The organism is Paenibacillus methanolicus (assembly GCF_008124765.1).
GTDB classification, from domain to species: Bacteria; Bacillota; Bacilli; order Paenibacillales; family Paenibacillaceae; genus Paenibacillus_Z; species Paenibacillus_Z methanolicus.
In genome coordinates, this window is the sequence record NZ_VNHS01000010.1 from 389,526 (window position 1) to 402,155 (window position 12,630).

Consider the following 12,630-nt stretch of genomic DNA (forward strand, 5'->3'; position numbering starts at 1 on the left):
CTACCTGAACTTCAATCGGATTCCGGCGCGCAAACGCGCCAGCTCCCGTTCGCGCGCGAGCAGCAACCGCTCCGCTTCGCTTGCGGTTATCGCCTCGAACACGACCCGGTCACCCGGCTTCAACTGCGCAAGCAGCGGAAGATCGACGCTTGCGACCTGCGCGATGCGCGGGTAGCCGCCCGTCGTCTGTCGGTCCGCCATCAGCACGATCGGCTGGCCGTCCGGCGGCACCTGCACCGTGCCGAAGGCTACGGCTTCGGAGAGCAGCTCGGCCGGCTGCCGAAGCCGAAGCGGCGTCCCGGTCAGCCGGTAGCCCATCCGGTCGGATTGCGGCGCGACCGCGAACGCTTCGCCATAGATTGCGTTCAAACTCTCATCGGCGAATAGCGCTTCGTGCGTCGCCGGCAGGACGCGAATGATTGCGGTCGCCGCATGCGAGGACCCGCTTGCGCCGGCTAACGCCGATCGCCCTTGCCCGGGACGTCCCGCCGCAATCGGCTCCGCTCCCGCCGCGCGCACGAGCCGCTCCCACGGATGAAGCCCGACCGCCGACCACGTCGCGGCGAGGAACGGCCGCTCCGAAGCGGACAGCTCTCGGCTCATATGCGCCGCCATGCGGGAGCCAAGGTCGTCCGGCGCCCGGATCGCCAGCCTGTCGCCCGCCTGCAGCGCCCTGCCTTCATAGCCGCCGAGACCGCCTCGCAGGTAGGTGCTTCGGCTGCCCATCGCTTCCGGCACGTCGAAGCCGCCGGATACCGCCACGTAAGCCCGGCATCCCCGCCGCGGCCGTCCGAAGGCGAGCGTGCGCCCTGCGGGCACGTACAACGGACGGTTCATCGGCGCCGGCTCGCCGTCGATCGCGGGCGACAGATCCCCGCCTGCGATCGCGAGCAGCGTATCTCGCTCGAACGCCAGCGATGGACCGGCCATCGTCGCCTCCAGCACCGCTTCCCTCTCGTTGTTCCCTGCCAGCACATTCGCCATACGCATCGCAAGCGTGTCCATCGCTCCGCCCGGGGTCACGCCGAACCGCTGCAAGCCGGGCCGGCCGAGATCCTGCACCGTCGTCAAGAGACCAGGCCGGATGACCTCGATGCTCATGCTCATGATCATGTCGCCCCCTCCTCATAACGGTCGTACTCCTTCCGCGTAATAGGACGGAACCGCACGCGGTCGCCTGCGCGCAGGAAGCTCGGGATCGGCTCCTCCGGCCGAAACAACCGGATCGGCGTGCGTCCGATAATCCGCCATCCGCCCGGCGTCGCCAGCGGATAGACGCCCGTCTGGCCGCCGCCGATGGCGACGCTTCCGGCCGGTATCGCAAGCCGCGGGGTTGCCTGCCTGGGCGTTGCGATACGCGGAGACAAGCCGCCCAGATACGGGAAGCCCGGCGCGAATCCGATCATGTATACCGTATAGTCGCCAGCTGCATGAATCGCGATGACCTCCTCTTCGGTTAAGGCGCTATGAGCCGCCACCTCGCCGAGATCAGGCCCCAGCTCCGCGCCGTAACAGACCGGTATATCGACGATTCGCGCCTGCGCAACGGCCGCGTGCCCGCCGGCTTGAATCAGCTCGGCTAAGCAGCGGCTCACATAGCCGAAGCTGCCGCCCGCTTCCCGCACGGCCGTTCCATGCCGAGCGTGAAGCGCGATCGGATCATAATGCACCGTCAAGCTCGCGAACGCCGGCACGACATCCGTCATGCCCGGAACGGGCGAATGCGCGAGTCGTTCGGCCAGCCCGATCACCCGGCGGTGTACCAGCGGATCGATCGTCTCGCCGAACCGGACGACCGCCGCCGAATCGCCGAGCGGCTCCAGACGGATATCGGCTGCCGACCGTTCGGCGCTCTCCCGCTCCGTCATCATTCGTCGCTCCCCGCCAACGCGATGCCGATGCCCGCCGACTCGAGGGCGGCACGCAGCGCCGTCGCATATTCGAGCGCGCCCGGCGTATCGCCATGGATGCAGATCGTGTCCGCCTGGACGGCGAGTACCGTTCCTTGTCGCGTGACGACGCCTCCTCCTCGGGCCATCCCGACCGCTTGCGCGCACGCTTCGCCGGCGTCGTGAATGACCGCCACGGCCAGGTGCCTCGGCGTCAGCGATCCGTCCGCTTCGTAGCGCCGGTCCGCGAACGCCTCGTTCGCCGCCCGAAGTCCGAGACGCTCGGCCGCCCGGATCAGCTCGCTGCCCGCCAGCCCGAACAGCATCAGCTCCGGATCGATCCGATAGACCGCCTCGGCGATGCCCTCCGCGATGGCCGCATCCGCGGCCGCCATATTATACAAAGCGCCGTGCGGCTTCACATGCCGCATCGCTCCGCCTTCGGATTTGACGAACGCCCCTAACGCGCCGATCTGATAAAGGGTTAGTTCATACGCCTCCTTCGCATCGATCCGCATGGCACGCCGGCCGAAGCCCGCCAGATCCTGCAGACCAGGATGGGCGCCGATGCCGACGCCGTGCCGCATCGCAAGCCGGACCGTCGCCCGCATGACGGCCGGGTCCCCGGCATGAAATCCGCACGCGATATTCGCCGACGTAATATAGGGCATAATTTCCGCGTCCATGCCCATTCGATATGCGCCGAAACTTTCGCCCAGGTCGCAATTCACATCCACCGTTATCGCTGCCATCGATGTGCGGCACCTCCTTTTTCCTGCCCCTATCATACTAAACAATGCCCGAGGGGAGAAGAGAGATCGAGGGCGGGATGCAATCGCGGGAACGCGACAGGATACACGCATTCTCTATACGCAACTCTATGTCAGCTAATCTGCCGCCACCTGGACAAATTTACATTCCGATAACATTTTTGGTCTAACAATTCATGCCAAGCCCTCGTATAATAAAAGAACAATCCGCTTTCATTCGCCCATTTGGAGATGCCCTATGCCCATAATTCGATATACGCGTTACGTCGTCGTGCCGATGTTTACGGTCATTATCGCCATCTGCTCGATCGTGTTGGGCAAGAGCGCCTCGGAGCCGCTTCTTTTCGTCTCCTCCGTCCTCTTCCTCGGCCTCGTCATGGCCGAGAAACGGGTACCGTACGCCTTCTTCTTGCAATTAGTCACGCTGGCCCTCTTCCATTGGCACAGCCAGCTGAACTGGACGCAGATTTTGTACTACCTCCTAACGGTGCTCGCTGTACTCGATTATCCGAAGCGCGGATATACCCTCGCCGTCTCGCTGCTTTATTCGCTGGGCTACACCGCCGTTCGGCTGTCTTACCAGCCGCACACGATGTATAACCTGCTCGTCTCGTTCTACGACATCGTCTCGTTCGTCCTGCTGATCGTGCTCATGCGCTACTTGTTCGCGGCCGAGCGGGAGAAGCGCCAGCTCCGCGAACGGAACGATTACCTGTCTACGCACGACCCGCTGACGGGCTTGCTGAATTACGAGGGTTGGATGGAGGCCATGCGTAATCTGACTTCCCGCCCCGATGAACGCTATACGCTGCTGCTGCTGGATTTGCAAGGATTCCGGAGCATCGGCACGATCGACAATAAGCAGGAGATTTTGCCCGCCTTCTCGCACGCGCTGCAGCAGAATTTCGCGCACGCCAACATCATCGCCCGCTATGCCGGAGACCGGTTCGCGCTGTTCATTCCGCAGTCCGCGCAGCCGCTGGTCGCCATCAAGCAAGTGATTGAATCGAACCGGCTCGGCTACGAGGTGCTTTACAGCTTCGCGGTATTCCCCGACGAAGGCGCTCAGATGCAGGAGCTCGTCAACGCGGCGGAAGAACGATTGTTCCAGAAGAAGCGGCAGCGGTGGCTGAAGAACGAAGAAGATTTCTTCCGCTCGGAGAAGCTGCGTGCGGTCGGGGAGCTTGCCGCCGGGATGGCCCACGAAATCCGCAATCCGCTGACGACGCTGCGGGGCTTCATCGACCTCTCCCGTTCGCATGGCTACAACATCGAGCGGTGGTTCGACGTCATCACGCAGGAAATCACGCGCATGAGCGAGCTGACCGGCGAATTCCTGCAGTTCTCCAAGCCGCACATCAGCAACATGCGGCTCGAGCCGATCGGCGCGTGCATCGACCGGGTGCGGCATTTGACCGAATCGGCCGTCACCTCCAAGGGCCATACGCTGGACGTGGATCCGGTCGACGACCTCGTGCTTATTTTCATGGACCGCGACAAAATCGTGCAGGTGCTCCTCAATCTGCTGCGCAACGCGATCGAAGCGATGGACGAGCCCGGCCATATCGTCGTGCGCACGCGCGTAACCGCGAGCGATGTGATCATCGACATCGAAGACACGGGCTGCGGCATCTCGGAAGCCGACGCGGCCCGAATATTCGACCCGTTCTTCACGACGAAGGAACGCGGTACCGGCCTTGGCCTCTCGATCTGCCGCAAAATCATCGAGGACCATGGCGGAATCTTGACGGTTCGGAGCCAGCCCGGCGTCGGCACGGTGTTTACGGTCGAGCTGCCGAGGGGCTATGGAGAGTAGCTAGCCCCTTCGCTCTCCGATCGGCATCGTTTGTATATGACGGCTTATTGTGCTATAATTAACACACGATATAAAACGAGTCGGCAGATTCACATATTGCGAAAGGTTACCCGAGTTGACGTTACCTTTTGCGGCATGTGAATTTTTTTTGTTTTCCGCCTTCGCTACGGCAAGAAGAGAGGGGTAGTTCATGTATTACCGTAAAAAACCGATCGAAGATCTGCCGCATGAAGAGACCGCCATCTGGACCTGCATGACCGAGGGGTGCGTCGGATGGATCCGGGATGAGTTCGCGTTCGCCACATTGCCCACCTGCCATCTTTGCTCGAATGCCATGACCGCCGGCGTCAAGCTGCTGCCTACGCTCGTGAACACGAACAAGGACATGAAGGCTTTGAAGAAAGGCACGCCGATCTCTTGATCGGAATGCCCGTTTCGCCGCGAACACCCGGATAGCGGGTGTTTTTCTTTTTCCGGCATCTATTTCATCTCCCCCTTCTCCAGTTTGCTCTTCAGCAGCCCGATGACCGGGGTCATGTACTGGCTGAACGGCAGCCCCAGCCTGCCGTAATTGTCCGCAAGCGAGATGAGCTCGTGCATCATGAAGCCGTACAAGACTCCGATCATCACATAATCGATCTCGAACGCGAGATCGATCCGATGCGCAAACCAAACCGCGCCCGCCATCAGCACCTTTTTGAGCAACCCCCATCCCCCCGCTTGTCCGACCAGCCCGCGCCGCTCCTTAATGGAGACGGCCAATCCCGTTACGTATTCGAATGCCATCGCGAGAAAGAAAATTTCGAGCAGCCCGCTCCAACCTCCGTACAGGTAGGATGCCGAGGCGCCCGTGAAACCGATGATGCCGTTCAATAGCCATTGCATAATATAAAACCTCCTTAGTAGGGTGCAAGATTAGGGTGCAACATTATGGACTACATGACATTACTCTCACCAACACTTGCAAGGATTACGAATCTGCGGCATACCACCTCCCCATTACACCTATCCGCTTATGCATCCCCCTCTCCCTCTTCCGGCAGCCTCACGTGCGGCCAACTCCTATGCGGGTTTGCTCCGCGATCGCGATCAGCTGCTCTCTGTCAGATGTTTGATACTAAGATGGTAGCACGGCCATTCTGATCAAAACGGCCTTCACGCGGCTGATATGCGGCCAATGCCCGGTCAATTTTCGGCCATGCTTCACCTACCGGAACAACCGGCTTGAACGGCAAATAGAGGCCGTCCCCGCCGCCGAAGATAACGAGGGGATGCCTCTGGATTGTCCCTTTCTCATGAACCCTTATCTAATGGCAACCGGCCCCACGCTCGGTCGCTCGTTCTTCCCACAGTACGCGGCAATGGATGGACATGGCGAACGGAATGCCGTCCTTAATCCGCAAGAGGCCTTCTCACACCGCCATGAATTTCCCGTACAGCGTCAACGCCTCCTGCTTCCATCTGCGAAACGTCCGTTCCGCAATCTGAAGCTCCATCGCAATCGCCACGGCCGTCTTGCCTTCCACATACTGCAGGCGCAGCAACCGGCCGTATTCCGGCTTGAATTCTTCCAGCACCTCGAGCGCCCATTCGATCTGCTTCTTCCGCTGCTCCAACTCCTGCAGCTCGCCGAGCCGTTCGATCACCGATTCGAAGCCGTCCAACTTGCCCGCGCGCGCCTCGATGATCGTTTCGATTCGTGCCCGAAGCTCGCTTAGCAGCCGCTCGTCCTCCTCGTCCGCTCCTCTTGCCTTGCGCACCTCGGCGAGCTGACTCTTCGTTCCCGCCGGATAATGGGACAAATACGCGTGCGCCGCCGTCTCCAGCTTCTGCTCATGCTTGGACAAATACATATAACTCGGCAGCTTGCGAAGCCGGCCGTGCAGCTCCCGCAAATGATCGTCCCGACTCATCGCGCTTAAGTATATCCCGGATCCTACCGGGTATTTCTCTAGTATTTTCATTCGGGCGACGATCGCTTTATAACTGGACAACTGTTCGATGGCACGCTTGTCGCTCATTGCGTCATCCCTCCATCTACGAAATTCTATTCTTCATATGGATGCGTCAATCGCTGCCGCGCTCCTGGAAGAAGCCTGCTAATGCGCCGCTCATCGCGGCTCGCATGCCTGTCCATTCCACGCCCAACTGTGCAATTGCGTCGATATCTCTTCTCTTACTCAAAACCGGTTCTGCTGCCACAAGCCTGTTCGAAAGTCTTGTTCCTAAGCGGCACCAATAAGCTATCATCCGCCAATTCTCACGTACCTAAGCCGCGCCATCCAACCGGCGTCTGTCGAGTCTCTCGCGCCGAGCTGCGCCATACAACCGATATTTGCCAATCACTCATAGGTAAGTAGCGTTATCACCTCTAGCGACTTCCATTATGCACGGTAAGCTTACCGAGCTACAAGATGGCCTTGAGTAGATACTATTCCATTTGGATACTTTTATCAAGGATACTTATGATCCAAAAAATCGAATATCGTTCGCATTAATGGACAAAAACTCCATTTTTCCTCTCATTTCGTTACAATCCTCTCGTTTCTTCTCGGTATCTCATTTGTTTTCTATCCAAATAGATGCTAAGTTAAGACTACTAGCCTGAACGGAAGGTGGGTATCATGCATTCCTCACACGATCGCATACGGATCACCCGGCGCGTCAAAGACTTGACCGGCGCCGAGGTGGCGGAGAAGCTCGGCATCTCGACCCAGTATTACTACAACATCGAGCGCGGCAGAAGGAAACTGAGCGCCGAGCATGCCGTAAAGCTAGCGGAGCTGTTCGGCGTATCGCTCGATTACCTGCTCGGCCAGCCCGACCACGCGCTCGTCGAAGACAAGCTCATGCAGGGCGGCATGACGTTGGATAGCGACTCGCTGCAAGCCACGGTCGCGGTTTCGAGGCCGATACAAGGCGAGAACGGGAACGGAAAGACGGAGTCCGCGGGCCTAACGCAGGCCTATGACGATTTGGAGACGGTTGCGGCCCATCACGAGAGCGAGGATTGGACGGAAGAGGAATTGGAGGAGATTCGTCAGTTCAAGGCATTTGTCCGATCGAAACGAAACCGCCGGGGGTGATGCCTGTGGGATACGAATTTCTGCTGCGAAGGGCGGAACGAGAAGGCGTCGACGTCTATGAGCGCTTCATGCCTCCTGCCATCAAAGGTCTCTACGGCGACCGCGTCATTTGGATCAATCGCGCCATTCCGACGATGACCGAGAAGGGGTGCATCCTCGCCGAGGAACTTGGACATTACCACACGACCAGCGGCGATATCCTGGACCAGCGGCGGCTCGAGAACCGCAAGCAGGAGAAGCGGGCCCGCAACTGGGCTTACGAGAAACTCGTCCCGCTATCCGGCATCGTGCTCGCCTACCAAGCCGGCGTGAAGGGGCGATTCGAACTCGCGGAATATCTCGGCGTCATCGAGGATTTTCTGGAGCAGGCCATCAAGCATTATCAGGAGAAGTACGGCCGGCTGACCGTATACGAGGAGAAGTATATGATCTATTTCGACCCGTTGGGCGTGGCGGAGATGTTTGAGTAGACGGGAAGTGTCCAATAAAAAAACGACAAGCGATTTTAGAGTTAGTTCGCTTGTCGTGTTCTTATCGTTGTTCCAAAACTGGAGAGAGACCCTAAGCGCTTCGCTCACAAAAGTGACAACGTTGTGAAGGAACTAGCGCAGACGCCCGAACTGAGCACACACCGCTCAGGCGACCTCCGCCTACTGCCTGAGTTAAGCTTTAGGAATATAGCACTTTTCTAACTTCGCTATTTTACCGATCCCCTCATTGACCGTCCCTAGAAAGAGGGATGAGCCAATTAAACTCCTCCGCCCGCTCAAAGCGATCTCATAGTATCCACATTTGGCAAAGATTTAATTATTGTGCATTCCAAATAAAGCAGGCCTATGATACAATTCGTATCAAATGAATGCCTTATTTGGGGGATTGGTCGTATGCAGAAGGAAAGATTTATCGAGCTTGATTCACTTAGAGGACTCGCTTCATTTAGCGTAATGCTTCATCACTTTTTACTGGCAGGGCCTGCGATTCTCTGGATTTCAAAAGTAGAAAACACACCTTTGCATTTCTTTTGGAGCGGACATTCCGGTGTTCTACTGTTCTTTTTGCTTAGTGGATTTGTATTGTCACTGCCGTTTTACAAAAACAAGAATTTACCTTACGGTCAGTACTTAGTAAAGAGAATTTGTAGAATATGGTTGCCATACATCTTCTCTGTGGGTCTGGGAATACTCGCAATGACTTTACTTAAGACCGGAGCAAATCCAGAACTTAGCAGTTGGTTCAATGAGAAGTGGGCAAATGAGCTCACGCCAGGAATAATTATTAACCATATTTTTCTTATTGGTGACTTTCACCACAATATTTTCGATCCTGTTTATTGGTCGCTGATTCACGAAATGCGCATATCCATAATTTTCCCACTACTAATCATTTTGATCATTCGCCTCAATTGGAAAACCAATATTGCGATCGGTGTGTTTGTATCAATGCTCGCATATGCTGTGCGTTACGTATTAAATAACTATACATCTTACAACGACTACCAAACTGGCTTCGCCGATACACTACATTATTCGTTTATCTTCATGGCAGGTGCATTGCTGGCAAAACATAGGGATCATTTGGGGCGCCTCTACACTATGATTAACCCTTTCAGCAAGTGGGCACTATTTGCCTTCCTTGTTCTAACTTATACTTATCCATACTGGTTCTTACCTGATACCAACATATTACATCTTTGGGTTGGCGATAATTTTGTCGTTCTTATGGGATCTTGTCTTATGATTTGGTTTTCTTTGAACTCTAAAACACTCTCAAAGATACTGAATATAAGACCAATCGTATTCCTAGGCAAGATTTCTTATAGTTTATACCTCATCCATACTATTGTGTTGCTTGGAATGTTAAACCAGTTATACGGGAAATTGCCTGTCAGTTTGATCTGGCTTATAACGGCGGTTATCTCGGTAGTATTAGCTTCAGCGGCATATTATTGGGTTGAAGAGCCGTCCATAAAGATTGGCAATAAGATAGTTAAAGCACTACAATCCAAAAAGAATACGATTAAAGTGGCATCAGCAAATGCCGAAAACCGATTTTAATCTATATATAAAACTATATATAATATAGGTGGGGTAAAGAAAATGAGTAGAAATTTGGGTCTAGATATTATTAGAGCCTCAGCAATAGCGATGGTTTTGCTTTGTCACGGTATTTCTAATTTTCTCCTTAAAAACCATGAATCAACAGAAATGAGTGGTATCATGCTCATGACTGGAATTGTGGGTGTGGAACTTTTTTTCGTTTTAAGCGGTTTCCTCATTGGTAGAATAATAATTAAAGAAGTCATTGAGACTGGCAGATGGAATTCTCTAAAAAACTTCTTCATCCGTCGTTGGTTGCGAACATTGCCGATTTATTTTGTGATAGTAATAGGGTTGTTTTTAATGCATCGAACTTTCTATTGGGATTACTTCTTGTTTTTGCAGAATTTTAATGAAGTGCACTTAGACTTTTACTCTTTAACATGGAGTTTGTCCATCGAAGAATGGTTTTATCTGATAGTACCTGTTATTTTTTTAATTGGCATTAAGTTTTTTAAAGGGAATGCTAGAACGGTGGTTTTTACAATATGTGGGCTCTTTATAGTTGGAGAGCTAATCGTTAGATTTATTTACACCTTAGCTTTTGAACCTACTTACGATTTCGGCGTGAGAAAACAAATATTTTTAAGACTAGACAGCTTAATGTTCGGTGTCACATTAGCCGGGATCAAACATTACCATCCCCATATTTATCAAAGAATTTCAAGATCAAAAACTTTATTTTCATTAGCCTTCTCTGGGTTTATGGCGTGCTGCCTCTACGTTTATTATCTCGGCTTTAGCGACAACTTGGATAACTCGTACTTCTTTAAAACAGCTTACTTCAGTTTGAATTCTTTGTTCATCACTTTTATTATTGCAAGTCTCGAAGCAAGTCAGAGACTAAAATCTTCTCCAAATATAAGGGGTACAAAACTAATATTAACTCTAAGCTTGACCAGTTACAGCGTATATTTATTACATGGGTTTGTTTTTGCGGTAACAGTTAAAGCAACGGAAGCACTTAACTTAGATGACATCGCTTTAATTTCTGTAGGAGCATGGTTAATTGCGGTTGTGATAACTATCACATTTGGTTTTTATATCCATAGATACTTCGAATTGCCAATAATGAAGTACCGTGACAGAATAACATCGCTAAACGCCTCCCCTCCTCTAGAGCAAACAACTACTGCAAAAGTGAATACACTTTGATATAGTCTATAGAACGCGCTGGGCTGTGTCCCTCAAGAAGGACTACTGTACAAAATGACCCGCTGCTAGGCAAATTCACCGCAACTTTCGCTTGCAGGAATTAACGTCATTCCACAAAGGTCTCAAAAGTTTACAAATTATATCATAACTAAATAGTTCTCAATGATACAAATTACTGTAAAACAAATCATTTCCCTTGATGAAATGCTCCCCCTTTCGGGTAGACAGGTGAAATACTAACAACCTGTATAATACGAACTGTGACCCCAAGAAGGACACTTGTAAAAAGTGACCCTCTTGTGGGTCATTTGTGTTTTAACCAAAGTATTGCAAAGGAATCGGAAGAACACAGGTCATAGTAGCTTAAAGCCTACGAAAGGACGTGAAAGCTATGACAAAGGGTCGCACGTTAAGATCGGAAGTCTACCTTTGCCTGGCTAATCAGCAGTACTATAAGACAGCAGAAGCATTTCAAGTATCTCCGCAAGTTGAGCAATGGGTCTGTCGGACCAGATGTGTTACAGGATAGCCGGGGGAGAAAGACGAAGAGCTGAAGGAGCATTTGGCCCCAGTTTTGCACACGCCCTGTCCAATTGCGAGTGGCATCCCATCGTAGCTAAAGTAGAGCATTTTCAGCAGAGTTGTCACTTGGGAAAATGCTTTTTCCTTTGGTGACCTTGCGAAGCTGGCGATGATAGCCCTTAATCATGTTCGTCGTGTAGAGCAACTTACGAATTTCAGGCGGGTATTTAAAGAAGGTGGAGCGCTTCTCCCGATTGTTGCGCCTGGAACGCACAATGAGGGTATTTACTGCCCCAGGTGACAATAAATCGGTCCAGTTCCAACAAGACTGTTTCTTCCGTAACCACTTTGTAGGTCGGCTTTAGATTAGCGGTAACCTTCTTCAGGTCCGTCGGAGCAACCAAACGGCATACGGAAACGCGGCTATGACGATGAACTTCATACACTAGCCAATAAATTACGAAAGCACTTGCTACCATGCCGCAAGTGTTCCACGCGTTCAAAGCAATAATACGGGTTGGCAAGAATGAACTCGAGTTGCAATCAACTTAGAAGTTCCCAATCATTTGGTGGACAGGTCTATTGTCACCAATAATACTGTGGAAGAAAATCAATGAAATATCTTTAATATTATGACACTAATCAGTTCTCCCGTGAATAATCAGAGCTCCCATGTTACCTAAATTAAAATTTTGAGAAAAGCCAGAAAACCGATATCCAATCTCAATCATCCCTCCAGGCAAAACAATCATGTCATGATACAATTCCGGATTCCCAGTTCCAAAGGATTCAATAATGGTTGTTGCGGATGGGGTAAAGTCCATATTTAAACGGTTTATCACTAAACGGAGATTCATCCCAGGTGGTGTAATCAACCTTATTTCACTTATATTCACAGTCTTACCAGTGTTATTTTTCCATGCCATTATTGTAGCACGCGAGTCACCTGGCCGAATGGAGTAAACCTTCCCAAAATTAAAAGCTGAGTTGCTTATGAAATGTACTTCGCTCCACCCAGGTTCTAAGTTAGCACTTGTAGCAACCGGAATGAAAACTAGTGTAGAGCATCCAAGTAACATCGATAATGCCATCCGTTTTATCAGCAAATTATCCCCTCCCCTTATAAGTATATTTTAATAGACAATGCGGAGGTTATACCACTAAATTCACAAACTCCGATGGCCACAGCATGCCGATGTTATAACTCTTAAGCCCCGAAATTGGATTTGAGTCTAGACTACTTAACGTAGTAAGCTAGAAGCAGAACCAGTGGAGGGGATTTTTTATGCAACGGAG

At 52.5% G+C, this 12,630-nt stretch carries 11 protein-coding genes and 3 pseudogenes; 7 read left to right on the plus strand and 7 right to left on the minus strand.

Annotated elements, in window-relative coordinates; genetic code table 11:
- From BCM02_RS26000 to BCM02_RS26010, 3 genes are read right to left on the minus strand one after another with little or no spacing between them, the layout of a single operon-like run.
- Nucleotides 1-1,113: a 5-oxoprolinase subunit C family protein gene (locus tag BCM02_RS26000; protein ID WP_246183553.1), complete on the minus strand. Its 1,113-nt coding sequence runs from the start codon at nucleotides 1,111-1,113 to the stop codon at nucleotides 1-3.
- The gene (gene pxpB, locus BCM02_RS26005) at nucleotides 1,110-1,871 is read right to left on the minus strand and encodes a 5-oxoprolinase subunit PxpB (protein WP_342791338.1); all 762 of its coding nucleotides are present in this window, start codon (nucleotides 1,869-1,871) and stop codon (nucleotides 1,110-1,112) included. The genes BCM02_RS26000 and pxpB overlap by 4 nt, the downstream gene beginning before the upstream one ends.
- The gene (locus BCM02_RS26010; RefSeq protein WP_148932041.1) at nucleotides 1,868-2,641 is read right to left on the minus strand and encodes a LamB/YcsF family protein; all 774 of its coding nucleotides are present in this window, start codon (nucleotides 2,639-2,641) and stop codon (nucleotides 1,868-1,870) included. Before BCM02_RS26010 ends, pxpB begins: the two co-directional genes overlap by 4 nt.
- A 256-nt stretch (nucleotides 2,642-2,897) precedes the next feature.
- Here BCM02_RS26010 and BCM02_RS26015 point away from each other — a divergent pair, with 256 nt between their 5' ends.
- Nucleotides 2,898-4,475 (plus strand): sensor histidine kinase, encoded by a 1,578-nt coding sequence (locus tag BCM02_RS26015; protein ID WP_148932042.1) that lies wholly within the window; start codon nucleotides 2,898-2,900, stop codon nucleotides 4,473-4,475.
- Between the two features lie 190 nt (nucleotides 4,476-4,665).
- Nucleotides 4,666-4,896, plus strand: coding sequence for a cold-shock protein (locus BCM02_RS26020; RefSeq protein WP_148932043.1), 231 nt, complete (start codon nucleotides 4,666-4,668; stop codon nucleotides 4,894-4,896).
- Nucleotides 4,897-4,955: 59 nt separating this feature from the next.
- Here BCM02_RS26020 and BCM02_RS26025 read toward each other — a convergent pair whose 3' ends face one another.
- Both BCM02_RS26025 and BCM02_RS26030 read right to left on the minus strand, forming a co-directional pair.
- On the minus strand, nucleotides 4,956-5,360 hold the full coding sequence (locus BCM02_RS26025; RefSeq protein WP_148932044.1) for a phage holin family protein: 405 nt from the start codon (nucleotides 5,358-5,360) through the stop codon (nucleotides 4,956-4,958).
- A 527-nt stretch (nucleotides 5,361-5,887) separates the two neighbouring features.
- Nucleotides 5,888-6,496, minus strand: a complete 609-nt coding sequence (locus tag BCM02_RS26030; RefSeq protein ID WP_148932045.1) for an RNA polymerase subunit sigma-24 — start codon at nucleotides 6,494-6,496, stop codon at nucleotides 5,888-5,890.
- A gap of 603 nt (nucleotides 6,497-7,099) precedes the next feature.
- On the opposite strand from BCM02_RS26030, the pseudogene BCM02_RS36690 reads away from it, so the two are divergent.
- The 5 genes and pseudogenes from BCM02_RS36690 to BCM02_RS26050 form a co-directional block, all read left to right on the plus strand.
- Nucleotides 7,100-7,282 (plus strand): annotated as a pseudogene (locus BCM02_RS36690) (helix-turn-helix domain-containing protein); the annotation flags it as partial.
- A 162-nt stretch (nucleotides 7,283-7,444) separates the two neighbouring features.
- A pseudogene (locus BCM02_RS36695) lies at nucleotides 7,445-7,561 on the plus strand (helix-turn-helix domain-containing protein); the annotation flags it as partial.
- The gene (locus BCM02_RS26040; RefSeq protein WP_342791339.1) at nucleotides 7,561-8,031 is read left to right on the plus strand and encodes an ImmA/IrrE family metallo-endopeptidase; all 471 of its coding nucleotides are present in this window, start codon (nucleotides 7,561-7,563) and stop codon (nucleotides 8,029-8,031) included. The pseudogene BCM02_RS36695 and the gene BCM02_RS26040, both read left to right, overlap by 1 nt.
- Before the next feature lie 414 nt (nucleotides 8,032-8,445).
- A complete protein-coding gene (locus tag BCM02_RS26045) occupies nucleotides 8,446-9,615 on the plus strand; it encodes an acyltransferase family protein (RefSeq protein ID WP_187434410.1) in 1,170 nt (389 codons plus the stop codon).
- Nucleotides 9,616-9,657: 42 nt separating this feature from the next.
- A complete protein-coding gene (locus BCM02_RS26050) occupies nucleotides 9,658-10,812 on the plus strand; it encodes an acyltransferase family protein (RefSeq protein ID WP_148932049.1) in 1,155 nt (384 codons plus the stop codon).
- Between the two features lie 532 nt (nucleotides 10,813-11,344).
- Here BCM02_RS26050 and BCM02_RS36700 read toward each other — a convergent pair.
- Together BCM02_RS36700 and BCM02_RS26060 are read right to left on the minus strand one after the other, a co-directional pair.
- Nucleotides 11,345-11,741: pseudogene (locus BCM02_RS36700) on the minus strand (transposase); the annotation flags it as partial.
- A 231-nt stretch (nucleotides 11,742-11,972) separates the two neighbouring features.
- On the minus strand, nucleotides 11,973-12,440 hold the full coding sequence (locus BCM02_RS26060; RefSeq protein WP_148932050.1) for a hypothetical protein: 468 nt from the start codon (nucleotides 12,438-12,440) through the stop codon (nucleotides 11,973-11,975).
- Nucleotides 12,441-12,630 lie beyond the last annotated feature (190 nt).

Bases quoted from the DNA above. Each gene is read 5' to 3' on its own strand.
- BCM02_RS26000 (WP_246183553.1), bottom strand. From the start codon at position 1,113: ATGATCATGAGCATGAGCATCGAGGTCATCCGGCCTGGTCTCTTGACG.
- pxpB (WP_342791338.1), bottom strand. From the start codon at position 1,871: ATGATGACGGAGCGGGAGAGCGCCGAACGGTCGGCAGCCGATATCCGT.
- BCM02_RS26010 (WP_148932041.1), bottom strand. From the start codon at position 2,641: ATGGCAGCGATAACGGTGGATGTGAATTGCGACCTGGGCGAAAGTTTC.
- BCM02_RS26015 (WP_148932042.1), top strand. From the start codon at position 2,898: ATGCCCATAATTCGATATACGCGTTACGTCGTCGTGCCGATGTTTACG.
- BCM02_RS26020 (WP_148932043.1), top strand. From the start codon at position 4,666: ATGTATTACCGTAAAAAACCGATCGAAGATCTGCCGCATGAAGAGACC.
- BCM02_RS26025 (WP_148932044.1), bottom strand. From the start codon at position 5,360: ATGCAATGGCTATTGAACGGCATCATCGGTTTCACGGGCGCCTCGGCA.
- BCM02_RS26030 (WP_148932045.1), bottom strand. From the start codon at position 6,496: ATGAGCGACAAGCGTGCCATCGAACAGTTGTCCAGTTATAAAGCGATC.
- BCM02_RS26040 (WP_342791339.1), top strand. From the start codon at position 7,561: ATGCCTGTGGGATACGAATTTCTGCTGCGAAGGGCGGAACGAGAAGGC.
- BCM02_RS26045 (WP_187434410.1), top strand. From the start codon at position 8,446: ATGCAGAAGGAAAGATTTATCGAGCTTGATTCACTTAGAGGACTCGCT.
- BCM02_RS26050 (WP_148932049.1), top strand. From the start codon at position 9,658: ATGAGTAGAAATTTGGGTCTAGATATTATTAGAGCCTCAGCAATAGCG.